The sequence below is a fragment of the Rhodospirillales bacterium genome, assembly GCA_016699855.1.
GTDB lineage: Bacteria > Pseudomonadota > Alphaproteobacteria > Reyranellales > Reyranellaceae.
This window is the reverse complement of record CP064988.1, coordinates 4983168-5008667: the sequence shown is the minus strand read 5'-3', so window position 1 is coordinate 5008667 and position 25500 is coordinate 4983168. Positions and strand designations below refer to the sequence as shown.

Annotated in this window: 19 protein-coding genes and 1 tRNA gene; 5 read left to right on the top strand and 15 right to left on the bottom strand. The window is 71.1% G+C overall.

The window, feature by feature from the left end; genetic code table 11:
- Positions 1-3: 3 nt before the first annotated feature.
- From IPK81_23770 to IPK81_23750, 5 genes are all read right to left on the bottom strand, one after another.
- Positions 4-627 (bottom strand): 2-dehydro-3-deoxy-6-phosphogalactonate aldolase, encoded by a 624-nt coding sequence (locus tag IPK81_23770; GenBank protein ID QQS12454.1) that lies wholly within the window; start codon positions 625-627, stop codon positions 4-6.
- Positions 628-641: 14 nt separating this feature from the next.
- A complete protein-coding gene (locus tag IPK81_23765; protein QQS12453.1) occupies positions 642-1304 on the bottom strand; it encodes a hypothetical protein in 663 nt (220 codons plus the stop codon).
- Positions 1305-1393: 89 nt separating this feature from the next.
- Positions 1394-2314 (bottom strand): 2-dehydro-3-deoxygalactonokinase, encoded by a 921-nt coding sequence (locus IPK81_23760; protein QQS15244.1) that lies wholly within the window; start codon positions 2312-2314, stop codon positions 1394-1396.
- Positions 2315-2317: 3 nt separating this feature from the next.
- On the bottom strand, positions 2318-2650 hold the full coding sequence (locus tag IPK81_23755) for a hypothetical protein (protein QQS12452.1): 333 nt from the start codon (positions 2648-2650) through the stop codon (positions 2318-2320).
- Positions 2651-2968: 318 nt separating this feature from the next.
- The gene (locus IPK81_23750; GenBank protein ID QQS12451.1) at positions 2969-4159 is read right to left on the bottom strand and encodes an MFS transporter; all 1191 of its coding nucleotides are present in this window, start codon (positions 4157-4159) and stop codon (positions 2969-2971) included.
- A gap of 132 nt (positions 4160-4291) precedes the next feature.
- Between IPK81_23750 and IPK81_23745 the strand changes: the two genes are divergently transcribed.
- Positions 4292-5095: a helix-turn-helix transcriptional regulator gene (locus IPK81_23745; protein ID QQS12450.1), complete on the top strand. Its 804-nt coding sequence runs from the start codon at positions 4292-4294 to the stop codon at positions 5093-5095.
- 293 nt (positions 5096-5388) lie between these two features.
- On the opposite strand, the gene IPK81_23740 is transcribed toward IPK81_23745, so the two are convergent.
- Complete coding sequence (locus IPK81_23740; GenBank protein QQS12449.1) at positions 5389-8067, bottom strand: valine--tRNA ligase; 2679 nt, start codon at positions 8065-8067, stop codon at positions 5389-5391.
- Positions 8068-8313: 246 nt separating this feature from the next.
- Here IPK81_23740 and IPK81_23735 point away from each other — a divergent pair, with 246 nt between their 5' ends.
- A complete protein-coding gene (locus IPK81_23735) occupies positions 8314-8913 on the top strand; it encodes a Spy/CpxP family protein refolding chaperone (GenBank protein ID QQS12448.1) in 600 nt (199 codons plus the stop codon).
- Positions 8914-9010: 97 nt separating this feature from the next.
- On the opposite strand, the gene IPK81_23730 is transcribed toward IPK81_23735, so the two are convergent.
- The 4 genes from IPK81_23730 to IPK81_23715 all read right to left on the bottom strand — a co-directional run bounded on the left by IPK81_23730 (position 9011) and on the right by IPK81_23715 (position 12360).
- Positions 9011-9829: a DUF2497 domain-containing protein gene (locus IPK81_23730; GenBank protein ID QQS12447.1), complete on the bottom strand. Its 819-nt coding sequence runs from the start codon at positions 9827-9829 to the stop codon at positions 9011-9013.
- A 104-nt stretch (positions 9830-9933) separates the two neighbouring features.
- The gene (locus IPK81_23725) at positions 9934-11316 is read right to left on the bottom strand and encodes a TolC family outer membrane protein (GenBank protein ID QQS12446.1); all 1383 of its coding nucleotides are present in this window, start codon (positions 11314-11316) and stop codon (positions 9934-9936) included.
- On the bottom strand, positions 11316-11642 hold the full coding sequence (locus tag IPK81_23720) for a sulfurtransferase (GenBank protein QQS12445.1): 327 nt from the start codon (positions 11640-11642) through the stop codon (positions 11316-11318). Before IPK81_23720 ends, IPK81_23725 begins: the two co-directional genes overlap by 1 nt.
- 58 nt (positions 11643-11700) lie before the next feature.
- Positions 11701-12360, bottom strand: coding sequence for a protein-L-isoaspartate O-methyltransferase (locus IPK81_23715; GenBank protein QQS12444.1), 660 nt, complete (start codon positions 12358-12360; stop codon positions 11701-11703).
- Positions 12361-12561: 201 nt separating this feature from the next.
- Between IPK81_23715 and IPK81_23710 the strand changes: the two genes are divergently transcribed.
- Positions 12562-12635, top strand: a tRNA-Cys gene (locus IPK81_23710).
- 342 nt (positions 12636-12977) lie between these two features.
- On the opposite strand, the gene IPK81_23705 is transcribed toward IPK81_23710, so the two are convergent.
- Positions 12978-13568, bottom strand: coding sequence for an adenylate kinase (locus IPK81_23705; protein ID QQS12443.1), 591 nt, complete (start codon positions 13566-13568; stop codon positions 12978-12980).
- A gap of 552 nt (positions 13569-14120) precedes the next feature.
- Between IPK81_23705 and IPK81_23700 the strand changes: the two genes are divergently transcribed.
- Complete coding sequence (locus IPK81_23700; protein QQS12442.1) at positions 14121-15029, top strand: transcriptional regulator GcvA; 909 nt, start codon at positions 14121-14123, stop codon at positions 15027-15029.
- A gap of 219 nt (positions 15030-15248) precedes the next feature.
- Here IPK81_23700 and IPK81_23695 read toward each other — a convergent pair whose 3' ends face one another.
- The 3 genes from IPK81_23695 to IPK81_23685 all read right to left on the bottom strand — a co-directional run bounded on the left by IPK81_23695 (position 15249) and on the right by IPK81_23685 (position 22225).
- Entirely contained in the window at positions 15249-18356 is a 3108-nt protein-coding gene (locus IPK81_23695; protein ID QQS12441.1) for a hypothetical protein, read from the bottom strand.
- A gap of 6 nt (positions 18357-18362) precedes the next feature.
- On the bottom strand, positions 18363-20237 hold the full coding sequence (locus tag IPK81_23690; GenBank protein QQS12440.1) for a hypothetical protein: 1875 nt from the start codon (positions 20235-20237) through the stop codon (positions 18363-18365).
- Between the two features lie 305 nt (positions 20238-20542).
- Positions 20543-22225 (bottom strand): amidohydrolase family protein, encoded by a 1683-nt coding sequence (locus tag IPK81_23685; GenBank protein QQS12439.1) that lies wholly within the window; start codon positions 22223-22225, stop codon positions 20543-20545.
- 239 nt (positions 22226-22464) lie between these two features.
- On the opposite strand from IPK81_23685, the gene IPK81_23680 reads away from it, so the two are divergent.
- The gene (locus IPK81_23680; GenBank protein QQS12438.1) at positions 22465-23184 is read left to right on the top strand and encodes a ribonuclease activity regulator RraA; all 720 of its coding nucleotides are present in this window, start codon (positions 22465-22467) and stop codon (positions 23182-23184) included.
- Positions 23185-23626: 442 nt separating this feature from the next.
- Here IPK81_23680 and aspS read toward each other — a convergent pair whose 3' ends face one another.
- Positions 23627-25429 (bottom strand): aspartate--tRNA ligase, encoded by a 1803-nt coding sequence (gene aspS / locus IPK81_23675; protein QQS12437.1) that lies wholly within the window; start codon positions 25427-25429, stop codon positions 23627-23629.
- Between the last annotated feature and the right edge of the window lie 71 nt (positions 25430-25500).

The window sequence follows — 25500 nt, the reverse complement described above, 5'->3', positions numbered from 1 at the left end:
CTTTTACCCCAGCGCCGCGACCAGCGCGCGGGCGCGGACGGCGACCTCGGCGGCGGTCATGCCGGGCTTGTACAACGCCGAGCCGATCCCGAATCCGGTCGCGCCGGCGGCGCGGTAAGCCGGGATGGTGCGCTCGTCGACACCGCCCACGGGGATCATCGGCGTCTCCTTCGGGAACACCGCGCGCATCGCCTTGACGACGGCAGGCGTCAGCATCTCGCCGGGGAACAGCTTCAGCCCGTCGGCGCCGGCCGAGAGCGCCGCGAAGCCCTCGGTCGGCGTCGCGATTCCCGGCACGCAGACCAGATCCCGCGCCTTGGCGTGGCGGACGATCTCGAGGTCGGCGTGCGGCATGACGATCAGCCGCGCGCCCGCCGCCGCGACACGGTCGACGTCGCCGGTGGTCATGACGGTGCCGGCGCCGATCAGATGGTCGGGATGCGCGCCGACCAGACGCGCCACGCTCTCGAAAGGCGATGGCGAGTTCAGCGGCACCTCGATGATGCGGAATCCGGCATCGACCAGCGCCGCGCCGACCGCGGCGACCTCGTCCGGCTGGATGCCGCGCAGGATGGCGATCAGCGGGCACGCCGCCAGCGCCCGCGCGAGCGCGCCGCTTGCCGCCATGTCGCGCGCCCCGTCTACTGGAACAACGCGCGCGCCGTGTTGTCGTTGAACACGCCGGTGTAGTTGCTGATCTGCACGGTCTGCCGGATCTGGCCGTTGGACAACTCCTGCGCCACGGTTATGTACGCCGTGGCGCCGCCGACATAGCCGTTGCCGCTGGCCGAGGTGCGGCCGCAGGCGCAGGTCCCGGTCTTCGCCGCCTCGGCGGCCGATCCGGCCTGGCCGGCGATGCGGCCGGCGGTGCCGCCGATCATCGAGCCGGCGGCGCCGACCTGGCCCGCCGTCGTGCTCGGCGCCGGCGCCGGCAGCGACAATCCGGTGTTGCGCGACAGGGCCGAACGGCCGCCGTCGTAGGCGTCCTGCTGCTGCGTCGCGAGGATGTTGTTCGACACGCTGGTGACCGTGAGGTTGCGCGAGTCGCCGGACCAGCTGATCGAGGTCGCGATGGCGGCGCCCTGCGCCGTGCGCAGCGTGCCGCGCGTGCTGCCGTTGTAGCCGCGGCCACCGCCCATCGAGCCGCCCTGCGTCGGCGCCGGCGTCGTCGGCACGGGCGCCCGCGTGCCCGGCAGAGACGGCACGCCCGGCAGGGACTGGGCCAGCGCGGCGCCGGAGAGCGCGGCGCCGGCGACTCCGAGAGCGCCCGTCAGCAAACCGCGACGATGAACGGAATTCGCCATGTCCAAGCCCTCTCGACCCAATGGCGCGACGCGCGCGCCTGGGACGACTCTGGACCGAATCGGGGCGCGGTCAACGCGAATTCGCCGGCCTAGGCGACCAGGCCGGCCGCGCGCGCCGTCCGCCACAGGCCGCGCGGGGTGACGTCGGGATCGGCGGTCCGCGAGGCGATCCCTGCGATGGTCAGCGCCTCGGCGTAGCGCGCCACCAGGCCCGCCGCGCCGATCAGGACCACATCGCCTGCGGGCGCGTCGCGCACGGCCGCGCCGATCTCGGCGCCGATCAGCAGGCCGGACAGGAACGACGCCGAGCCGCGCTCCTCCAGCCGGCCCAGCAGCACCCCGGCGCGCACCCCGAACAGCCGGCTGGGCAGCGACGCGCCATGCGCCAGCCCGTCGCGAACGCCGGCCGCGAACGCCGCGCCATCGTGCGGCACGGCGCCGTCGGCCGGCATCGTGCGGCCGAGGATGGAATGCGCGCGCAGGACAGCGAACAGCTCGCCGGTCATCCACGTGGAGAAGCGGACGATGCGGCCGCGTTCGACCACCGCCCATTTGCTGTGCGTGCCCGGCAGCACGAAAGCGCCGCCTCCCGAATCGTCGCCGAGCGCGCCGAAGATCTGCGTCTCCTCGCCGCGCATGACGTCGGGCATCGCGCCGGCCTCGCGCCGCGCCACCCCCGGCACGATCATGGGCGCGTCGGCCGCGGCGCGTGTCAGGCCTGCGACCACCGCGTCGAAGCCGGCCGGGCAGTCGACGTAGGGCGCCTCGATCCAGCCCTGCCGGCTACCGACCATGCCCGACGCGATCGCCGGCGCGACGGGATGGTCGCGGCGCCAGTCGGCGGTGAAGGAATCGTAGGCGGCGGCGAAGCCGCCGGCGGGAACCGACATCACGCCGGGTCCGCCCGCGCGCCGTTCGAGGATCGTCCCGTCGGCGCCGAGCAGCCAGCCGCGCAGCGACGTCGTGCCCCAGTCCAGCGCGATCAGCGCGGGCGCCACGTCGGACACGATCCGCTAACGTCCGAAATAGCCGAGGCGGTGCAGCGCGTATCCGCCGGCCGCCAGCCCGATGATTCCCGAGACCGCCCACGCGATCTTATGGAGGAGCGGCGCCTTGCCGAAGAAGTGGCGCGATCGGGCGCCGGGATCGAGCCCGTCCGGCGGCTCGACGCCGGGAAACGCGAAAACGCCCAGCCCGATCATCCCGAACACGGGCGCGGAGGCCAGAAGCTTCGGGTAGTAGGTGTTCCACCAGGTCAACGACGCCCAGTTGAGCGCGCCGATCGCCACCCCGATTCCGACGAGCGAGAACCCGACGAGCCGCGTCATCGATCCGATCGGCGTCACCCCATCCTCCCCGCCGCCAAACGTCCGGAAAGCCTAGGTCGCGCCGCCGCCCGACGCAAACCCGCGATCCCCATGCCCACCTCGGGACGCGCCGCCAATTCCCTCTCCGCCGCGCGGCGCGGGAGAGGGAGGGGCCCCGTCGCGCGAGCGATGGGAAGGGTGAGGTGGCGGTCGCATCGTCGGCGGTATCGATGGATACGCGACGTGCGTCGATATCGAACTCCGCGATTCCGCGACGACCCACCTCACCCCGACCCTCTCCCCCCGCAAGCGGGCGGAGAGGGAGCATGAGGTCGGACAAACGCGCGCCGTACCGCCTCACTCCGCCGGCGAGGTCTGCGCCGGGGCCTCGGCGACCTGCTCGTCGGGCAGGAACAGGATGGCGATGAACGAGCAGGCCGCGACGCAGGCCAGCGCGATCAGCAGCGTCGTGAAGCCCGCCGCCTTCACCGACGGTCCCAGCGTCGCCACGACCAGCGAGCTCAGTCCCAGTCCGACCGCCAGCCGCATGCCGGTGACGCGCGAGCGCATGCGGTCGTCGATGTACTTCACGATCATCGAGTCGGTGAACGGGATGGCGCCGAACACGAACAGCATGTAGCCGATCGCCGTGACGTACAGCGTCCAGCCGTAGGATTGCGACGCCAGCAGCAGCAGCGGCACCTGCATGAACAGGATCGGCAGGTAGATCTTCTTCAGCGGATAGCGGTCGAGCAGCTTGCCGACCACGAGCTGCGCCAGCGACGCCAGCGTGAAGATGGTGAACAGCATCACCCCGAGCGTCTGCGGGCTCTCGACCACGCCCCGGAACCGCTCGCGGATCAGCTCGCCGTTGCCGTTGGTGGTGGCGCTGAAGATGATGCTGCCGGTCACGGCGGTGGCGGTCATCACCATGAAGACGCGCGCCATCACGGCCGGCGGCAGCTTGGTCATCTTCGCCTTGCGCTTGGCCGGCGCCTCCTCCTCCTTCGGCGCGTAGATCGTGAACAGCACGGCGGACACCAGGCACACGACCGCCGGCACGACGTAGGCCATCTGCCAGCCGTAGGTCTCGGCGAGGTACACGCTGCCGCCGGCGGCGACGGCGATGCCCATGTTGCCGGCGACGCCGTTGACGCCGATCGTGAAGCCCGGCTTCTCGGCCTTCTGCACCAGCATCGGGATTCCGACGGGATGGTAGATCGAGGCGAACGCGCCCATCAGCGTCAGCGCGACGCCGATCTGCCACGGCGTCGAGCACAGCGCGATGACCAGGCACGAGGCACCCATGCCGGCGAAGAAGATGATCATCATGATGCGCCGGCCCCAAAGATCGCCGAGGCGCCCGGCGATGATCGAACCCGTGCCGAACATGAAGGTGGCGCCGAAATTGTACGGCGTCAGCTCGGTCCACTCCGTGCCCCACGCGGCGGCGATCTGGAACCAGGTGTAGGCGAACGCCGCCAGCACCCAATGGTCCATGAGATGGCCGACGTTCAGAAGGATCGCCGTCGGACTCGTGTTCTTCATGTCTCGCTCCCGGACGCGGATTCGGGCTCCGCGAATCGTTCTCAACCGGATGTTAGGCGCGGCCGGCCTGTCCTGCCTACTTGAAACGGACTAGGATCGTCGCGAACCGGACATCACGCCGCCGTCGAGACCATGCCGCGTCCATCCACCCGCCGCCCCGCCGCCGGCCGCTCGACCGACCCGCTCGACTACCAGCGCGTGGCGCGGCCGGTCGCCGCCATGGCCAAGGATTTCGCCGACGGCTTCCACATCCTGCCGCACGCCCACGAGCGCGCGCAGCTCATCTTCGCCGCCCGCGGCGTGATGACGGTGAGCGCCGACATCGGCACCTGGGCGGTGCCGCCGCAGCGCGCGGTGTGGATGCCCGGCGGCGTGCGCCACGAGATCCGGATGTCCGGCGCCGTCTCGATGCGCACGCTCTACGTGCGGTCCGAGGCGGCCGCGGCGCTGCCGCCGGCGGTCCGGGTGATCGCGGTGTCGCCGCTGCTGCGCGAGCTGATCCTGCGCGCCTGCGCCCTGCCCGTGCTCTACGACGAGGCCGGCGCCGATGGCCGGGTGATGCGTCTGCTGCTGGACGAGATCGCCGCCCTGCCCTCGGTCGCGCTCGACCTGAAGATGCCCGTCGATCCGCGGGTCGAGCGCGTCTGCCGGGCGCTGCGCGAGGAGCCCGGCGATCCGCGCACGCTCGACGACTGGGCGCGCGGCGCCGGCGCCTCGGGCCGCACCCTGGCGCGGCTGTTCCTGAAGGAGACGGGCCTGAGCTTCGCCGACTGGCGCCAGCAGGCGCGTCTATTGGCGGCGATGGCGCGTCTGGCCGCAGGCCAGCCCATCACCCGCATCGCGCTCGACCTCGGCTACGAGTCGCCCAGCGCCTTCACCGCCATGTTCCGCCGCGCGCTGGGCGCGCCCCCGAGCCGCTATTTGGCGCGGCCGTAGGAAGTGACCTCGCCCTCTCCGCCGCGTAGCGGCGGAGAGGGAGGGGACCCGTCGCGCGAGCGATGGGGTACGCCGTATCGGCGAAGCCGATACGGCGGCGGTGAGGCGGTGGTTGCGCAATTCGTGAAGTCGTTCGAGAGGCAGCGCGCGTCCATGCCTGACATCGAGAACCGCACGGCTACCACCTCACTCTCCCACGCCTTCGGCGCGGGCCCCACCTCTCCCCGCTACGCGGCGGAGAGGGAACGAAGGAGACGCGTGGCCACGCGCGCCGCGCGGCAGAGCGGGAGAACCTACCCCGCCAGACGCGTCATGGCGCGGCGCAGGCGCTCGGCGGTGGCGAGGGCGTCGGCGCGGCGCTCCTTCTGCTCCTCGACGACCTCCTCCGGCGCCTTGGCGACGAACTGGGCGTTGCCGAGCTTGGCGTCGATCTTGGCGACCTCGCCTTCCTGCTTTTTGACTTCCTTCTCGAGCCGCGCGCGCTCGGCCTTGAGGTCGATCACGTCGGCCACCGGCAGCGCGTAGGTCGCCTCGCCGATCACGACCTGCAGCGCGCCGCCACCGATCGCGCCGGTTCCGAGATCGACGTCCTCGACCCGGGCCAATCGCTCCAGCGCGGCGCGGTGGCGGCCGATGCGCGCGACCGTCTCCGCGCCGGCGTCGCGCACCAGGAGCTTGAGCTTGGCGCCGGCCGGCACGTTGACCTCGTTGCGGGCCGAGCGGATGTCGGTGATCAACCGCACCAGCCAGCCCATCTCGTCGTCGGCGGCGCTGTCGGCCGCCGGGGCCGCCGGCCAGGCCTGCGCGATCAACGCGCCGGACTCCGCGCGGTACCCCAGCTTGTCCCACAGCTCCTCGGTGAGGAACGGCATGATGGGGTGCAGCAGCTTCACGGTCTCGCGCAGCACGTAGCCGGTGACCGCCTGCGTCTCGCTCTTGCCGGCGCCGTCCTCGCCCTGCACCACCGGCTTCGACAGCTCGACGTACCAGTCGCAGAACGTGCCCCACACGAACTCGTAGAGCGCCGTCGCGGCGTCGTTGAAGCGGTACTCCGCCAGCGCCTTGTCGACGGCGGCGGCGCAGCGCGCCAGCTCGCCCAACACCCACTTGTTCAGCGTCAGCGACGCCGACGCAGGATCGAAGCCCGGCGGGATCGCGGCGCCGTTCATCTGGCTGAAGCGCGTGGCGTTCCAGAGCTTGGTCGCGAAGTTGCGGTAGCCCTCGACGCGCGCCGTCGCCAGCTTGATCGGCCGGCCCTGGGCGGCCATCGCCGTCAAGGTGAAGCGCAGCGCGTCGGCGCCGTACTTGTCGATCAGGTCGAGGGGGTCGATCACGTTCCCCTTCGACTTCGACATCTTCTGGCCCTTCTCGTCGGTGACGAGGGCGTGCAGGTAGACCGTGCGGAACGGCACTTCCTTCATGAAGTGCTGCCCCATCATCATCATGCGGGCGACCCAGAAGAACAGGATGTCCCAGCCGGTCACCAGCACGCTGGTCGGGTAGTACTTCGCCAGCGCCGGAGTCTGGTCCGGCCAGCCCAGGGTCGAGAACGGCCACAGCGCCGAGCTGAACCAGGTGTCGAGCACGTCTGGATCGCGCGTCAGCGGCATGTCCTTGCCGTGCTTCGCGCGCGCCGCGGCCTTCGCGTCGTCCTCCGACATCTCGACGAAGACGTTGCCCTCCGCATCGTACCACGCCGGGATCTGGTGGCCCCACCAGAGCTGGCGCGACACGCACCACGGCTGGATGTTCTCCATCCAGCGGAAGAACTCGTCCTTGCCGCGCTCGGGCACGAACTTGACGTCGCCCTCGCGCGCGGCGCGGATCGGCGCCTTCGCCAGCTCGGCGGCGTTGACATACCACTGGTCGGTCAGGAACGGCTCGATCGGCACGCCGCCGCGGTCGCCGTAGGGGACGGTGTGCTGATGCGGTTCGACCTTATCGAGCAGACCCAGAGACTCCATCTCGGCGACCACGCGCTTGCGCGCCTCGAAGCGGTCCAGCCCGCGGTAGGCCTCCGGCACGGCGTCGTTCATGCGCGCGTACTTGTCGAGCACGCTGATGGCCTCGAGCCCGTGGCGGCGTCCGACCTCGAAATCGTTGAAGTCGTGCGCCGGCGTGATCTTCACCGCGCCCGATCCCTTCTCGGGATCGGAGTATTCGTCGGCGACGATGCGGATGCGGCGGCCGACGATCGGCAGGACCGCGTGCCGGCCGACCAGATGCTTCCACTTCGGATCGTCGGGATGCACCGCGACGCCGGTGTCGCCGAGCATCGTCTCCGGCCGTGTCGTGGCCACGACGATGTGCTCGCCGGGCATGCCCTCGATCGGATAACGGAAGTACCAGAGGTGCCCTTTGACGTCGCGCGACTCGACCTCGAGGTCGGAGATCGCCGTCAGCATCTTCGGGTCCCAGTTCACAAGGCGCTTGTCCTTGTAGATCAGCCCCTGCCGGTGCAGATCGACGAACACCTTCAGCACGGCGCGGCTGAGGCCCTCGTCCATCGTGAAGCGCTCGCGCGTCCAGTCGCACGACGCGCCCAGCCGCCGCAGCTGACGCGTGATCGTGCCGCCGGACTCAGCCTTCCACTCCCAGACGCGCGCCAGGAACGCGTCGCGGTCGATCAGCTTCTGGTTGGCGTCCTTGGGCACCTGCCCGAGCGCCAGCGCGATGCCCTTCTCCTCGAGCTGGCGGGTGACGACCATCTGGGTGGCGATGCCGGCGTGGTCGGTGCCGGGCTGCCACAGCGCGTCGTCGCCCTTCATGCGGTGCCAGCGGATCAGCACGTCCTGCAGCGTGTTGTTGAGCGCGTGGCCCATGTGCAGGCTGCCGGTGACGTTCGGCGGCGGAATGACGATGCAAAAAGGCGGCCGGCCGCTCTCGGGCCGGCCGGCGAAAACGCCGGACTCCTCCCACTCGCGGTAGCGGCGGGCCTCGATGTCCTTGGGGTCGTATGTCTTGTCGAGCATGGTCTTTTTCGCGTCAGGGAACGGCCCTATAGCACGGAACCGCCATCGGAATACGCGTCGCCGCCGCTGGCGCCTCGCGCCGCTGGCGACGTGTCTTCCCTTGTTCCCCCGAGACCGGGGCGACGGGCGGACAGCTCGAACGGCGTCGGCGGTTGACGGGAACGTGATCGACGGCCGGGGATGCGGAGGGACGCCGCTTCGTAAGGATCATCAAGGCGCCAACCGCCCCGAGTGAAAGGACCCCCTATGGACTTCCGTACCGTCTCCATCGCCAGCGTCGTCGCCGGCGCCGCCCTGATCGGCATCGCCGCCTGGGCGCAGACCCCGCCGCCCCCGCCGCCGCAGCAGCCCCAGGGCCAGAGCGACATGCGCCGGGTCATGCGCGACCGCATGTGCGCCGACATGCCGGCGCGCTTCGCCGGCCGCGTCGCCTACACCGAGGTGAAGCTCGGCATCACCGACGCCCAGAAGCCGGCGTGGCAGGCCTTCGCCACCGAGGCGAAGGCCGCCCTGGCGCCGATGCAGAAGCTCTGCGCCACGCCGCCGGCCGCCAACGCCGGGCAGGACGCCGCCGCCGACCTCGCGCGCCGCGAGGTCTATCTGACGGCCGCGCTCGACAGCACCAAGGCGCTGCGCCAGGCGGTCGAGAAGCTGTCGCCGACCCTGACCGAGGCCCAGCGCAAGACGCTGGCCGAGACGCTGGTGCGCCGGATGGGCGGCCGCGGCATGGGTCCTGACGGCGGCCGTCACGGCCACGGCGGCCACGGCGGCCACGGCCCGCACGGCATGCGCCCCGGCCAGCCGGCCGGTCCGGCCCCGGCCGGCGCGCCGCCGGCGGCCAAGTAACCACCGGGCGGGATGGCGACATCCCGACCGCACCAAAAAAGAACGCCGCCGGGGTCACCCCCGGCGGCGTTTTTCGTCGCGGCCGGCCGGCGCGTGCCTAGCGCCGCGTCATCCGCGCGATCTCGCGCTCGACGATGCGCTCGACCAGGGTCGGCAGGTTGCGGTCCATCCAGTCCTTGAGCATCGGCTGGAGCATCTCCTTGACCATGTCCTCGATGGTGCGGCCGCCGGCACCCAGCGCCGGGCCCGGATCGGGGGCGGCGGCCGGCGGCTGCGCCTCTTCCACGGCGCGGGCGAGACGGTCCATGGCGGAGCCGATGGGATTGCTGGGTGTGGTCATGGTCTTTCGCTCGGTGGCCGGAGTGGGGATCGGACGGGGATCGGCGGCGGGCTTCCCGGCCGACGCCGACGCGGCCGGCGACGGGATCGGCGCGACCGCCATCGGCGCGGCCGGTGGCGGCGCGGCGGGGGCCGGGCGGACAGGCAGGATGGTCGGGCCGTCGGCGGCGGCCGGCGTCTTGGCCTCGGGCGTCGCCGGCGGATCGACGATCAGCTCGGTGAGCAGCAGCACGTCGTCGGGTTCCGGCGGCGGCGGCTCGACCGCGGCCGGGCGCATGACGGTCGGCGGGCGTGGCGCCGGCGGCGGCGGGGCGACGGGACGCAGCGCCGCGGGCCGCTCGTCGCCGGCGGCCGGCGGGACCGCGGCCGCGGCGATCGCGACGACGGCCGGAGCGGCGGCGGCGGACGCCGGAGCCAAGATCGCGGCGACGGGCGCCGGCGCCACGACTGTCGCGGCGGCTGCGGCCGGCGGCGTCTCGACGCCCTTCCCGCCGCCGGAATCCTCGCCGGTCAGTTTGCGGATCCGGGCGAAGATCTCGTCCATCGACGGATCGTCCATGGGTTTGGTTTCGCTCATCGCACCACCCTTGACCGCGCCCGCGACCGCCCTCTCGTGGAGCGGTGCGCGCGGCGCCGGCTCGTCGCTTTTCGGGACTCCGGACGGAACGGTCGCGGCCATCGTCAAGGACCGAGGCCGAACCAAGCGTCGCGGACGTTCTTGTAGTACCTCTCCTCGTCGTAGAGCTCCACGGGCAGCTTGAGCTGCCGCGCCGTCAGCTGGCCGACCTCCGCCAGCACCTGGTAGTGGCCGATCACCAGCCCGCGCCGCGCCGCCACGAGCTGGACCTGGGCGTCGATCAGCTCCTGCTCGGCGTTGAGCACGTCCAGCGTGGTGCGCGAGCCGACCTGCGCCTCCTGGCGGACGCCGTCGAGCGCCACCTGGGCGGCGCGCACCTGCGCGCCGATCGATTCGACCAGCGCGCGGGCGGCGTCGTAGGTGCGGTAGGCGCGGATCGCGGCCTCGGCCGACTGGCGCCGCGCGCCGTCGAGCTCGACCTGGCGCTGGCCGTAGGTCTGCTTGGCGGCGCGCACGCGGCTGTATTCGCCGCCGCCCTGGTACAGCGGCACCGTCACCGTCGCCCTGATCTGGTAGGTGCGGGTGCGGTCGTCGGCGATCGTGCTGTCGTGGGCGCGCCGCGCGGTGGCGTCGAGCGAGGCCTGCGGCAGCAGATCGCCCTTGGCGTTGTCGATCGCGTAGTTGGCGCTCAGTAGACGGTAGCGCGCGGCGACGACGCGCGGCGCGTACTCCAGCGCCAGCGCGACGGCGTTCTCCTCGCTCGCCGGCAGCTGCGACAGCAGCGGCGCCTCGTCCAGCCGGCCGCCGACCGGCCGCCCGACCACGCGCTCGAACGTCGCGCGGGAGATCGCCAGCGTCGCCTCGGCCAGCGTCAGGTCCGACTGCGATTTCGCCAGCCGCGATTCGGACTGCGCGACGTCGGTGCGGGTCAGCTCGCCGACGCGGAAGCGGGCGTTGGTCGATTCGAGCTGCGTCTGCAGCACGCGGACGTTGTTGCGGCGCAACTCCACGGTGGCGGCGTCGCGCACCACGTCGCTGTAAGAACTCACCGCCGACAGCAGCGCGAACTGCTCGCGGTCGAACAGCGTCGCGCGCTCGGCCTGCACGTCGGCCTCCGCGCCCCGGGTCGCCGCCAGCGTCTTGCCGCCGCGGAACAGCGGCTGGCTGAGCGTGATCTGGTAGCTGCGCGGCCACAGGTCGTTGCGCTCGGGCCGGCGCAGATTGCTGTCGATCCGGCCGATCCCGGCGTCGCCGGAGGCGCGGATCGTCGGCCGCCAGAACGCCAGCGCCTGGCTGACGCCCTCGTCGACCACCCGCAGCCGGGCGCGCTGCGCGAGAAGATCGGAGTTGGAATTGTAGGTCGAGACCAGCGTCTCGACGAGCGTCTGCGCCGACGCGGCGGCGGCCGGGACGACCAGCGCGGTGCCGGCCAGCAGGATGGCCGCGAGACGGCGCGCGCCGGTCGATACGCCCAAACGCCTACCCATCAATACGTCCTCATCCCGGGATCGACCGTCCGCGCCCAGGCGTCGATGCCGCCGCGTAGATTGGACACCCGTTCGATCCCCTGCGCGCGCAGCCACAGCGCCGCGCGCCGGCTGCGCATTCCATGGTGGCAGAGTATCACCAGCGGCCGGTCGGCGGGTAGCGACATTATCCGCCCGGGCAGCTCGCCGAGCGGAACGTCGACGCTGTCCGGCAGGCGGCAGATGTCGAGTTCCCACGGCTCGCGCACGTCGACCACGACCGGCGCCTCCGGCGCGGCCAGCCGGCGCGACAGTTCGGGCGGGTCGATCTCCTCCAGCGCGGACATCGCGGCACCCTAGCGCGCCGGCGCCAATCCGCAAGCGCGCGCCGACCCGAAGCGGTGGTCAGAACGCGAAGGCGCGCGGCTTGGCGAAGCCCGGCAGCAGCGGCACGCCGATGTCGAACACCGGACGGCTCGAGAACACGCCGCCGGCGCGGCGACCGAGATGCGCCTGTCCGGGCACGCCGGGGCGGCCGTCGCCGACCACCGCCACCAGCCGGCCGTCCTCGGCCAGCTTCGCCGCCAGCGCCTCGGGGATCGCTTCGATCATGCCTTCGACCAGGATCAGGTCGTACGGCCCCTTGGCCGCGCCGCCTTCGGCCAGCGCACCCTCGACCAGCGTCACGTTAGCCGCGCCCGCCAGCGCCGCGCGCGCCCGCGCCAGCAGGGCTGCGTCGGATTCCACCGCCACCACCGTCGCCACCAGCCGCGACAGGATCGCCGCGCCGTAGCCGGTGCCGGCGCCGACCACCAGCGCGGCGTCGCCCGTGGCGGGCCGCGCGATCTGGATCAGCCGCGCCAGCGCCATCGGCTCCATCAGCGCCCGTCCGCCGCCCAGCGGCACGGCCTCGTCGGAATAGGCGATGCCGGCGCGGTCGGCCGGCACGAACGCCTCGCGCGGCACGGACGACAGCGCCGCCAGCAGCGCCGGATCGACGATCTGGTTGGGACGCAACTGCCCGTCGACCATGTTGCGGCGGGCGACGGCGAAATCCTGGGCCATGGCGGTATCCGGCGGACCGAAGTTGAACGACGCGCGCGACTTATAGACGCCGCGTTCCGGGCGGGCAACGCGCGAGGCGTGGAGGCCGGCGCGCGGGCGCGGCGTCTTCACCCTCTCCCCCGCTACGCGGCGGAGAGGGAGGAATCCCCGCGGCTTGACCGTGCGGGGCGGCGCACCTATACCGCGCCCACCACTCGCGCCGGCCCGATGGCAGAATGGCTATGCAGCGGACTGCAAATCCGTTTATGTCGGTTCGATTCCGGCTCGGGCCTCCAGCGCCGCGCGCGCCCTGACCGGCGAAGCGCGGCCTCGGTCGCCACCACGCGACCGACCCGGCGCGGGGCGGTGTTCCCCGCCGACCGGCGACTCTCTCGCCACCCGCCAGCCGCCGACGAGCGCCCCGCCGCTTCGCGCCGCCCGTCGCGCACCGTCCGCTCTCGCGCACCCCACCGCTCGCTGGCGCGTCGCCCACCGTCCGCTCGCGTACCCCGCTGTCATCCCGAGCGCAGCGAGGGATCCAGGAGCGGTGCCTGGATCCCTCGCTGCGCTCGGGATGACAGCGGCGTCGTGTTGCCGCGCGTCGCGCGAAGCACGGCGCCACGTCGTGGAAAGCCCCGCTACCGCCCCGCCATCGCGCCGTAGCGCGCCTCGTCGGCCGAGGCGCCGGTGGTCGGGCGGTCGGCCGAGGCCTGCGCGGCGAGCCAGCGCCGCAACTCGCGCGGCGACTTGAAGCGCAGCGTCTGGAGATGCGCGAAGCGCTGCTCGTCGAGCGACTGGGTCAGGCCCCGGGCGTTGCGGTGGTGGGTGCGCGCCGCCCACAGCAGGATCGAGTCGCGGCCGAACAGCGCCCGCCAGGTCTCGCGGTTGCCCGTGCCCCAGAGGTCCTCGCCCGACACCACGCGCCTGATGGTGCGCAACGCCAGCCGGCGCAGGGTCAGCGGCAGCGCGTAATCGAGCCACACCACCGTGTCGGCCCGGCGCCAGACGATGTCACGCACCTGCGCGTAATTGCCCGACACGATCCAGCGGTCGCCCGAGGTCGCGGCCTCGACGCGGTGGCGGAACAGCTCCGGCAGCACCGGCGTCCAGTCCGGGCCCCAGAACAGCTGATCCAGCTCGACGATCTCGGCGCCGAGCGCGGGCGCCAGCCTGCCGGCCAGCACGCTCTTACCCGCACCCGCGGTTCCGACGATGGCGATCCTTCGCATGTGCAGCATCCTGCCACGGCCCCGCGGGAGGAGTCATCCACAAGGGTGCGACAGGGCGGCGCACCCTGATCGGCGGCGTGCGAGCCTTCCTGCGAGCAAATGCCCTCTTCGCCGCTGAATGCCCTCTCCGCCGCGCAGCGGGGAGAGGGAGGGGACCCGCCGCGAGCGGCGGGGAGGGTGAGGTGGTGGTCGTATCGACACGGACGCCGACGGAAAACCAACTATCCTGATATCGACGATGTCCGAGGTCCGGAGGTTCGATACCGGCGCACGTCGCCTGTCCATCGACACTGTGAACGATACCACGACCACCTCACCGCCGCAGTATCGGCGCTTTGCCGATACTGCGTTCCCGCGCTGCGCGCGGGCCCCTTCCCTCTCCCCCGCTGCGCGGCGGAGAGGGATGATAGCGCTCCACCTTCCCACCGATCGCACGTCCTGCCCCCCCCCGCCGTTGACCGCCGGCACGGGCCTTGCGAGAAGGCGGCGCGGGGACGATATCGACGCGGTGGACGCCGTGCGCGCCGCGCCCCGCCTCCGCCTGGACCCCCGATGCGCCGCACGATCAACCGACTGCCGCCGCTGAACTCGCTGCGCGCCTTCGTGGTGGCGGCCAAGCATCTGAGCTTCTCCAAGGCGGCCAACGAGCTCAACGTCACGCCGGCGGCGGTCAGCCAGCAGATCAAGCAGCTCGAGGACCATCTCGGCTGTCCCCTGTTCCGCCGCGGCGGCCGGACGCTGATCCTGACCGACGAGGGCCAGGCCTGCCTGCCGGGTCTGGTCGAGGGCTTCGAATCGCTGCTGGCGGCGCTGGCCGAGTTGGACACCGCCGGCGAGAGCGGCCCGCTCACGGTATCCGTCGCGCCGTCCTTCGCCTCGAAATGGCTGGTGCCGCGGCTCGACGATTTCCGCGTCCATCATCCCGACATCGACGTGCGCATCACCGCCACCATGCACCTCGTCGATTTCGACGCCGACGACGTGGACTGCGCCATCCGCTACGGCGCCGGCGGCTATCCCGGCCTGATCTCCGAGAAGCTGCTCGACGAGAGCGTGGTGCCGGTCTGCGCGCCGTCGCTGCTGGCGGGCGCCGCCCCGCTGCGCGTGCCGGCCGATCTCGCGCGCTACACGCTGCTGCACGACGACAGCCCCGATCAGGACCCGAGCTGTCCCGATTGGCGCATGTGGCTGCGCGCCGCCGGCGTCGACGCCGCCGAGTCCGGCCGCGGCCTGCGCTTCAACCAGTCCAGCCTGGTGCTCGAGGCGGCCGCCGGCGGCCACGGCGTGGCGCTGGCCAAGACGCGGCTGGCGGCCGAGGATCTGCGCGCCGGCAAGCTGGTGTCGCCGTTCGGCGTCGAGACCCCGCTGGCCTTCGCCTATTTCTTCGTCTGCCCCCCGCGCCGCCGCGCCTCCCGCAAGGTCGCCGCCTTCCGCGACTGGATGGCGGCGCAGTCGGGCTAGCGGAGTCGAGGTTCTTCGCTGGCGTTCAGGACGACGGGCGGTTCGCGACTCTCCCACTGTCATCCCGAGCGCAGCGAGGGATCTAGGGTCAGCGCCTAGATCCCTCGCTGCGCTCGGGATGACAGAAGGGACGGAACGGCGGAAGCGCGTAGCCTTCTCCGCCCTTCACCCTCGTCCCCGAGGGAGAAGGAAAACACGTCGAAGTCCGCTCCCCCTACCTCAGATGAAATCCTCCGCCTGCCAGGCATGGCCGTTGTTGGCGCTGAGGTACGTGATCGTCAGGCCGCCGTCGGACGACAGCATCGCCACGTCGGGCGTGGCGCCGACGCCGAGGAACACGACGCCGTCGGCGAGGTCGACGCGGTCGCCCGCCGACGCGTCGAAGTCGCAGATCAGATCGTCGCCGTCGCCGGCGCCGATCGCGAAGATGTCCGCGCCCGCGCCGCCGATCATGACGTCGTAGCCGGCGCCACCCACGAGCGTGTCGTCGCCGCCGTAGCCGCGCAGCAGATCGTCGCCCGCGCCGCCATAGAGGCGGTTGACCTCGTCGTTGCCGTGCAGGGCGTTGTCGAGCCCGTTGCCGGCGACGTCGAAATCGCCCGCGACGTTGACCGCCACGACCTCGATCCCCGCCGACGCCGTGTACGATCCGCCGACCGACACCCAGACGGTGTCGACGCCACCGCCATCGGTCTCGTCGGCGGTCTCGCCGAGATCGTCGAGACGGTAGAAATCGTTCCCTCCTCCGCCACGCAGGATGTCGACCTCGCCATCGGCGCCGCCGATGAGCGTGTCGTCGCCGTGATAGCCGATGAGCGTGTCGAGGCCCGCGCCGCCGATCATCAGCGCGGCGTCGGCGCCAAGGGCGACCCCAAGGACGTCGGCGCCATCGTCGCCGAACAAGGTGCTGAACCCGGTATGGCCGCGCAGATCGTCCGCGCCCGCGCCGCCGTAGGCGATGGCGCTATCCATTTCGAACGTGTCGTCGCCATCACCGCCGTAAGCGACGGCGCCACCCTCGAACATGTCATCGCCATCGCCGCCGTACGCCGTATCGGCGCCACCTCCGAACACGTCGGCGCCCGCGCCGCCGTACGCCGTTCCGGCGCCGCCGCCAAACAGTGTGTCCGCGCCATCGCCGCCGTAAGCGGTCCCTCCGCTGTAGTTCCACACGATGTCGGCGCCGTCGCCGCCGTCGAGCACGCGGCCGCCGATAAGCTCGTCGTCGCCGCCCTCGCCGAAATAGGTGTCGCGGCCCCCGAGGTCGGCCGCCAGGTCGTCACCGTCTCCGCCGTGGAAGGTGTTCGATCGCTCGACACCCCCGGGCGACGCGGGATTGGCGTTCTCAAAATAGTCGTCGCCATCGCCACCGTAGCCGAGCACCGTCACCGACGCGCCGACCGCCGCGCCCTCGATGACGTCGTTTCCGGCGCCGCCGTAAGCGGTGATCCGCCCCTGGTCACCCGGCACGGCGTGCCGCGCGACCAAGTAGTCGTCGCCATCCCCACCGTACGCGACGTCGGCGCCGCTGGCGTCGATGTAGTCGGTGTCCGCGCCACCGAACACGGTGGCGCCGCCGAGCAATCCGCTGTCGATGTAGTCGTCGCCGGCTCCGCCGTAGGCCGTGGCGTCCACGCCGCCGAGCAGGATGTTGTCGCTGCCGTCGCCGCCGTAAACGGTCTCGCCCAGCCAGAGCTGGTCGTCGCCGGCGCCGCCATACTGCGTGTCGCGGCCGCCCGTGGCCGCCGCCTGCGCCGCCGCCAGATCGATGAAGCCGACCGACGGCTCGAGCGGCTGGAGGACGTAGGGAACATGGTCCTCGTCGAGGACGTCGTTGCCCTCGCCGCCATAGGCCACGTCGTCGCCCGCGCCGCCGTCGAGCGTGTCGTCGCCGATGCTGCCGTACACCGTGTCGGCACCGCCCCCGCCGTACGCGGTGACGCTGGAATACGCATCGCCTTCGAGCGAGATCGTGTCGTCACCATCGCCGCCGAGCACGACGATGGTGGATTCCGTGTACCGCATCGATATCGTATCGTTGCCGGCACCACCATCGACAAGGGCGTCGACGGCGTCGGTCGCGCCCACCGTGATCGCGTCGTCTCCAGCATCGCCTCGGACCACGACGGCCGCCGGGGTCGCGCCTCCGTTCGCGTCCACGCGGATCACATCCGCACCATCGCCGCCGTACGCGGTGGCGCCGGCGGCCCATTGAAGCAGCATGTGGATCCGGTCGTCGCCGTCGCCCCCGTCGGCGACGACCGCGACGCCGGCGGCGAGCGCCGCGGCGGCATCGTCGCTGTAGGCGAGGACTTCGATCACATCGCCACCGGCGCCACCGTAGCTGGTGAGACCATAGCCGAGCGTGTCGTCGCCCTCGCCGCCGTCGAGCAGCGCCGCGCCGCGCAGCAGGTCGTGGCCATCTCCGCCGAAGAACGTCCCGGCGGGAATCCGTACCGGCGTGCCGACCAAGCCGTAGTGCTGGCCGCCGATATCGCTGTCGGCCCAGTCGTTCCCGGCGCCACCGAAGAACGTGTCCCGCATGGCGCCCGAGCCGCTGGAACCGTCGCTCGCGAAAATGTCGTCGCCGTCGCCGCCGTAGGCGACCATCGTCGCCAGCACGCCGGTGGAGCTCTTGAAGAAAATATCCTGCCCGGCGCCGCCATAGGCGGTGATGCGGTCCACGCCTCCCGGCGCCGCGGAGTCCACGAGCAGGAAATCGTCGCCGTCCCCGCCATACGCGATGTCGCCGTCGCCGAGATACGCGGTGTCGTCGTCCGCGCCGCCGTCCAGGGTGTCGTCGCCCAGCGCGCCGTACAGCGTGTCCGAGCCCGCGCCGCCGTCGAGGCTGTCGTCGCCCGCGTAGCCCAGCAGCGTGTCGTTGCCGTCGCCGCCATCGACGCTGTTGGCCTCGTCGTTGCCGAACACGAGGTTGTCGAGCGCGTTGGCGGTGATGTCGAAGGCGCCGTCGCGGTTGATGGCGATCACCTCGATGCCGGCCGAGGCGGTGTAGGACGCGCCGGCCGAGACCCAGACCGTGTCGATCCCGTCGCCGTCGGTCTCGTCGGCGACCTCGCCCTCGTCGTCGAGCCGGTAGAAATCGTCGCCCGCGCCGCCCTGCAGGACGTCGACCTCGCCGTCGGCGCCACCGACGAGGAAATCGGCGCCGGCGCCGCCGCGCAGCGTGTCGCGGCCGCCGCCGCCGAACAGCATGTCGGCGCCGCCGGCGCCATCGACGGTGTCGGCCTCGCCGGTCGCGAAGACGCGGTCCGCGTCCTCGGTGCCGGTCGTCAGGATGTTGGAGGTGTCGACGTAAATATCAGCCATTTCGATTCAGATGAAATCCTCGGCCTGCCAGGCATGGCCGTTGTTGGCGCTGAGATAGGTGATCGTCAGGCCGCCGTCGGCCGACAGCATCGCCACGTCGGGCGTGGCGCCGGCGCCGAGGAACACGACGCCGTCGGCGAGGTCGACGCGGTCGCCCGCCGCGGCGTCGAAGTCGCAGATCAGATCGTCGCCGTCGCCGGCGCCGATCGCGAAGATATCCGCCCCCGCGCCGCCGATCATCACGTCGTAGCCGGCACCGCCGGTCAGCGTGTCGTCGCCATCGTAGCCGCGCAGCAGGTCGTTCCCGGCGCCGCCATACAGGCGATTGACCTCGTCGTTGCCGTGCAGGGCGTTGTCGAGCCCGTTGCCGGTGACATCGAAATCGCCGGCGACGTTGACCGCCACGATCTCGATCCCCGCCGACGCGGTGTACGACGTCCCGACCGAAACCCAGACCGTGTCGATCCCGCCGCCGCCGTCGCTCTCGTCGGCGACCTCGCCGAGATCGTCGAGGCGGTAGAAGTCGTCGCCCCACCCGCCCCACAACATGTCGACCTCGCCATCGGCGCCCCCGGACAGGAAATCCGCACCGTCGCCGCCGTACAGCGTGTCGACCCCGGCACCGCCGAAGAGCAGATGGACACCGGAGTCATCGCCAGCGTTGAGCTCATCGTCACCGTCGCCGCCGAAGAGCACCTCCGCGCCCGCGCCGCCAGTCAACACGTCGTCGCCATCGTCTCCGAACGCGCTGACGCTGGAATATGCGTCGCCCCCGACAGATATCTGGTCGTCGCCATCGCCGCCGTAGGCGGTGCCATCCGAGACACTGATCTGGTCGTTTCCGGAGCCACCATAGGCCATCGCGGCGACCGCCCCGCACTCGATGGTGTCGTCGCCATCGCCACCGTAGGCGATGCCGCCATCCCCCGAGGCCAGTTCGTCGTCGCCATCGCCGCCGTAGGTGGTGTCGGCACCCTGGGAGAAGTCGTTGCCGGCTCCGCCGTACACCGTGCCTCCACGCCACGCCCACAGGAGGTCATCGCCGTCGCCGCCGTCGAGCACGCGGCCTCCGCTCAACTCGTCGTCGCCGACTCCGCCGAAATGCGTGTTGCGATCGCCGAGGTCGTTCCAGTGATCGTCGCCTTCGCCACCATAGTACGTGTCAGATCGACCACCGACGCCCGGCGACGGGGGATCGGCGTTCTCGAAGAAGTCGTCGCCGTCCCCGCCGTACGCGATCATCGAAGGCGTTGCGCCCATGTCGCTCATGATCCAATCGTTGCCGGCGCCGCCATAGACTGTATCGCCGCCACCGCCGAACATGATGTCGAAGCCGCCTTCGCCGGAAAGGACATCGTTGCCAACACCGCCACGGACCACATCGTCGCCGGCGCCGCCCGCAAGCGTGTCGTCCCCCGCGTAGCCCAGCAGCGTGTCGTTCCCGTCGCCGCCGTCGACGCTATTGGCCTCGTCGTTGCCGAACACCAGATTGTCGAGCGCGTTGGCGGCGACGTCGAAGGCGCCGTCGCGGTTGATGGCGATGACCTCGATGCCGGCCGAGGCGGTGTAGGACGCGCCGGCCGAGACCCAGACCGTGTCGAGGCCGTCGCCGTCCGTCTCGTCGGCGACCTCGCCCGCGTCGTCGAGCCGGTAGAAATCGTCGCCCAGTCCGCCTTGGAGGATGTCGACCTCGCCGTCGGCGCCGCCGACCAGGAAATCCGCCCCGGCGCCGCCGCGCAGCGTGTCGCGGCCGCCGCCGCCGAACAGCATGTCGGCGCCGCCGGCGCCATCGACGGTGTCGGCCTCGCCGGTGGCGAAGATGCGGTCCGCATCCTCGGTGCCGGTCGTCAGGATGTTGGAGGCGTCGACGTAAATATCCACTAAATCAATCGCTTAGGAGTATATATTCAACTATGATATCAAAAAAAACCCTGATGAATCAATATAGTTGAGAAATTACTTTAACTATCTACTTCATGGCGTGAATCGACGATACCCGAGCGGCGCAAGGGGTCGTTTTGTATATTGTATACAAAATACAATATACAAATCGCGAAACGGCCGATTGTCCCCGTCGCCGGAATCGATCCGATGCCGTGGAATCAGGGGTTGAAAACCGGGGACGCGATTCGCGCACGCGGCGTTTCAGGCCGATCCGCGAATGTCCCCCTGCCGCCCCGCGACGGTCAGGCCGCGAAGCGGCGCAGCACCTTGCCGGGGCGGCCGATGTTCCGCCGCAGCCCGTCGCCGTCGGCCACCAGCACGCCGTTGACCCAGACGCCGCGCAGGCCGACCGCCGTGGTCGACAGCCGCGCGGCCCCCGCCGGCAGGTCGTGGGCGCGGAACTTCTTGCCGCGCGCCACGGTGGCCGGATCGAACAGCATCAGGTCGGCGGCGAGGCCGGGCTTCAGCGTGCCGCGGTCGGCGATGCCGAAAAGCTTCGTTGGCTGGCTGGTGAGCCGGTGGATCGCTTGCGGCAGGTCGAGCACGCCCCTGTCGCGGCTCCAGTGGCCCATCAGGTGCAGGCCGAAGCCGGCGTCGCAGAAGAAGGTGAGATGCGCGCCGGCGTCGCTCAGCGAGATGTGGGTCTGCGGATCCTTGAGGATGCGGCCGACGGCGGCCTCGTCGTTGTGCAGCAGCTGCGCCACGAAGGACGTGCCGAGATCCTCCGACAGCGCGAGGTCGAGGATGTGGTCGAGCGGATCCTTGCCCGACTCCCTGGCCAGCGCCGCGAGGTCGCGGCCCTCCAGCGCGGCGTTGGCCGGCGTCGCGGCCTCGACCACGAACAGCTTGTCCCATTCGCTGTTGAACACGCGCAGGCCCTGCTGCGTCGCCAGCTCGTGCTTCACCGCCGCGCGCCACTTGGGATCGGCGTAGACGCGCTTGAGATCGTCGTGGCCGTGCGCCGCCATCGCGGGCTTCCACGCCTCCATGCTCTCGAACAGGTACGGGCTCTTGAAGGTGAAATCCATGCTCAGCGGGCAGCACGAGGTCTGCGCGTGCAGGCGCCGGCCGCGGCTGCGCGCGGCGTTGACCTGGTCGAGCGTGCGGAAAGCCGCGTCGGGATTTGTGTTGGAGTGGAACAGCGCCGCGATCACCACCGGCCGGTCGGTCTCGGCGGCGATCTCCTCAAGCTGCGGGATCGTCGTCTTGTTGCCCTTCGTGAGCATGTAGACGCCGCGGCCCGACTCGCCCATCGCCTTCACCAGCGCGCGCGTCTCGCGCTCCTCCGCCAGCCGCGACGGCATCGGGATTCCACCCTCACCGTTATGCGCCTCGGCCGTGGTCGAGGCGAAGCCGACCGCGCCGGCGGCCATCGCCTCGCGCACGATCGCCGCCATCGCAGCGATCTCGGCGTCGGTCGCGGCGCGGCGCGAGGCGTCCTCGCCCATGACGTAGGTGCGGATGGTGGAGTGGCCGGCGAAGCACGCGACGTTGGGCCCGACGCCGTCGCGCTCCAGCATGTCGAGATACTGCGGGAAGCTCTCGAAGCCCCAGCGGATGCCCGTGCGCAGCGCGTCCAGCGACATGCCCTCGACATGCGTGAGGTTGCGCATCGTCAGGTCGCGGTCGGCCGGCTTGCACGGCGCGATGGTGAAGCCGCAATTGCCCAGCACCGCCGTGGTCACGCCCAGCGCCGGCGACGGATCGACAAACGGATCCCAGGTGATCTGCGCGTCGTAGTGGGTGTGGCCGTCGATGATGCCCGGCGCCAGCGCCAGGCCCGAGGCGTCGACCTCCTCCTTGGCGGGACCGAGCTTGCCGCCGACCGCGGCGATGCGGCCATCGGTGACGCCGAGATCGCCATGCGCCGGCGGATTGCCCTCGCCGTCGAAGATCCACGCGTCGCGGATCACGAGATCGAACATCGGCGTATCCTCCATCCTGCGTGGCGGCGTCCGGCGCCGCCTTCGTCGCCGCCGACGCTACGCCCGACGCGCCCGCCATGCCAGCGCCCACCGCGCCGTTCATGGCACCCCTGCGCGCTGCCGCGCGTGCCTTGCCCTCTCCGCCGCGCAGCGGGGGAGAGGGAGTGGAGACGCCCGCTTGATCGGGGCGGCGGCGGCACGCATCATCGGCGCCGGAACGAATCGGAGGAAACAGGTCCATGAGCATTCTCACGCCGGAACTGCGCGAGGCGCTGGCGCGCGTCGGCACCTCGACCCTGACCGGCGTGCTGAACCGCCGCGGTCTGAAGTCGATGACGCTGTACGACGTCTATCCGATGCGGCCGGAGCAGCCGCGCATGGTCGGCGTGGCGTTCACCATGCGCTTCATCCCGTCGCGCGAGGACAAGGACGGCCCGACCTCGACCAACCGCAGCATGGTGCAGCCGCAGGCGATGGAGGAGTGCCCGCCGGGCCACGTGCTGATGATCGATTCGCGCGGCGATTCGCGCGCCGCCTCGGCCGGCGACCTCTACGTCGGACGCCTCAAGGCGCGCGGCGCGGCCGGCATCGTCACCGACGGCGGCTTCCGCGACACCGACGGCGTGTTCAAGACCGGCCTGCCGGCCTACCACCGCCGCCCCTCCTCGCCGCCCAGCCCGATCGCGCACCGGCCGGTCGACCTGCAGCTTCCGATCGCCTGCGGCGGCGTCGCGGTCTATCCCGGCGACATCGTGGTCGGCGACCGCGACGCCGTCCTCGTGATCCCGCCGGACATCGTCGAGGCGGTGGCGCAGGAGGCGGTGACGACCTACGAGTACGAGGAGTTCGCCGAGGCCGAGGTGGCGCGCGGCCGCCCGCTCAAGGGCCTGTTCCCGGTCGCCGGCGACGAGGCCAAGCGCGACTACGAGGCGTGGAAGAAGGCCCGCGGCAAGGCGTAGCGGCCGAAAACGAAACGGACTTCGACGTCTCCTGCATTCTCCCTCTCCGCCGCGCAGCGGGGGAGAGGCAAGGGGCCCGCGCGGAGCGCGCGAACGCAGTATCGGCAAAGCGCCGATACTGCGGCGGTGAGGTGGTCGTCGTATCGGATGCGGTCGTGACAGGGCTGACGCATGCGTCGATATCGCGGACATGCGGGCCCACGAACGTTGACTGCATCGGCAATAACTTCACGCCATCGGCGTTCCGTCTGATCCGACCACCACCTCACCACCGCGGTATCGGCGAAGCGCCGATACCGCGTACCCCGCCGCTTCGCGGCGGGTCCCCTCCCTCTCCCCCGCTGCGCGGCGGAGAGGGCACCCGCCTGCCATTTCAGATGCGTGAATCCGAAAGCGCGCGCCGCGAAGGAGAAGGGAGGAGGCGTCGAAGACCGTCCGCGCCCTACTCCGCCTTCTTCGGCGGCAGGGCGACGCGCAGGTGGAGCTCGCGCAGGCGCTCCGGCGTCGCCTCGGCGGGCGCGTCCATCATCAGGTCCATCGCCTGCTGGTTCATGGGAAACGCGATGACCTCGCGCAGGTTGGGCTCGTCGGCCAGCAGCATGACGATGCGGTCGACGCCCGGCGCCGAGCCGCCGTGCGGCGGCGCGCCGTACTTGAAGGCGTTGAGCATGCCGCCGAAGCGCGCCTCGACCTCCTCGCGGCTGTAGCCGGCGATGCCGAACGCCTTGTACATGATCTCGGGCTTGTGGTTGCGGATCGCGCCCGAGCTCAGCTCGACGCCGTTGCAGACGATGTCGTACTGGTAGGCCTTGATCGAGAGAGGGTCCTGCGACTCGAGCGCCTCGAGCCCGCCCTGCGGCATCGAGAACGGGTTGTGGCTGAAGTCGATCTTCTTGGCGTCCTCGTCGTATTCGAACATCGGGAAGTCGACGATCCAGCAGAACCGGAACGCCCCCTTCTCGACGCAGTCCATCTCCTGCGCGATCTTCGTCCGCGCGGCGCCCGCGAATTTCCACGCCGCCTCGACCTTGTCGGCGACGAAGAACACCGCGTCGCCGTCGACCGCGCCGGTCGCGGCGCGCAGCCTCGCCATGCGCTCCTCGTCGACGAACTTGGCGATCGGTCCCTTGCCGGCGCCGGCCTCGAACAGGATGTAGCCCAGCCCGGGCTTGCCCTCGCCCTGCGCCCAGGAGTTCAGCTTGTCGAAGAAGCTGCGCGGCTGCGCGCCGACGGCGGGCGCGCGGATCGCCCGCACCACGCCGCCCGAGGCGACGATACCGGCGAACACCTTGAACGAGGATCCCGCGAACACGTCGCCGACATCGCTGATGACGAGGGGATTGCGCAGGTCCGGCTTGTCGCTGCCGTACTTGAGCAGCGCCTCGTCGTAGGCGATGCGCGGAAACGCGCCCTCGGTGACGCTCCACGGCGTCTCCTTCGAATAGCCCGCGAACTCCTTGAACACGCCGGCCAGCACCGGCTCGATGGCGGCGAACACGTCGTCCTGGGTGACGTAGCTCATCTCGAAATCGAGCTGGTAGAACTCGCCCGGCGCACGGTCGGCGCGCGCGTCCTCGTCGCGGAAGCAGGGCGCGATCTGGAAGTAGCGGTCGAAGCCCGACACCATCAGCAGCTGCTTGAACATCTGCGGCGCCTGCGGCAGGGCGTAGAACTTGCCGGGATGGATGCGGCTGGGCACGAGGTAGGAGCGCGCGCCCTCGGGGCTGTCGGCCGTCAGGATCGGCGTCTGGAACTCGGTGAAGCCCTGCTCGATCATGCGCCGGCGCAGGCTCGCGATGACCTGGCTGCGCAGCATGATGTTGCGGTGGAGCTTGTCCTTGCGCAGGTCGAGGAAGCGGTACTTCAGCCGCAGTTCCTCCGGCGTCGTGTCGTTCTCGGCGTATACCGGGATCGGCAGCGGCTCGGCCATCGACTGCACGACCAGCTCGGCCGCGACCAGCTCGACCTCGCCGGTCGGCAGCCTCGGGTTCACCGTGCTCGGCTCGCGCTTCACGACCTTGCCGGTGACGGAGATGACGCTCTCCGAGCGCACCGACTCGGCGGTCTTGAACACCGGGCTCGACATGTCGACGACGATCTGGGTGACGCCGTGGTGGTCGCGCAGGTCGATGAACAGCAGCCCGCCATGGTCGCGCTTGCGCTGGACCCAGCCGGACAGGCGCGCCTGCCCGCCGACATCGGCGACGCGGAGCTGGCCGCAGTTGTGGGTGCGATAGACGTGCATGGTGGACGGGACCCGGGCGTTGCCGCCGGCGCGCCGGGCGGCGCGGCGCCGGAGGGACGCCGCGCGCCGCC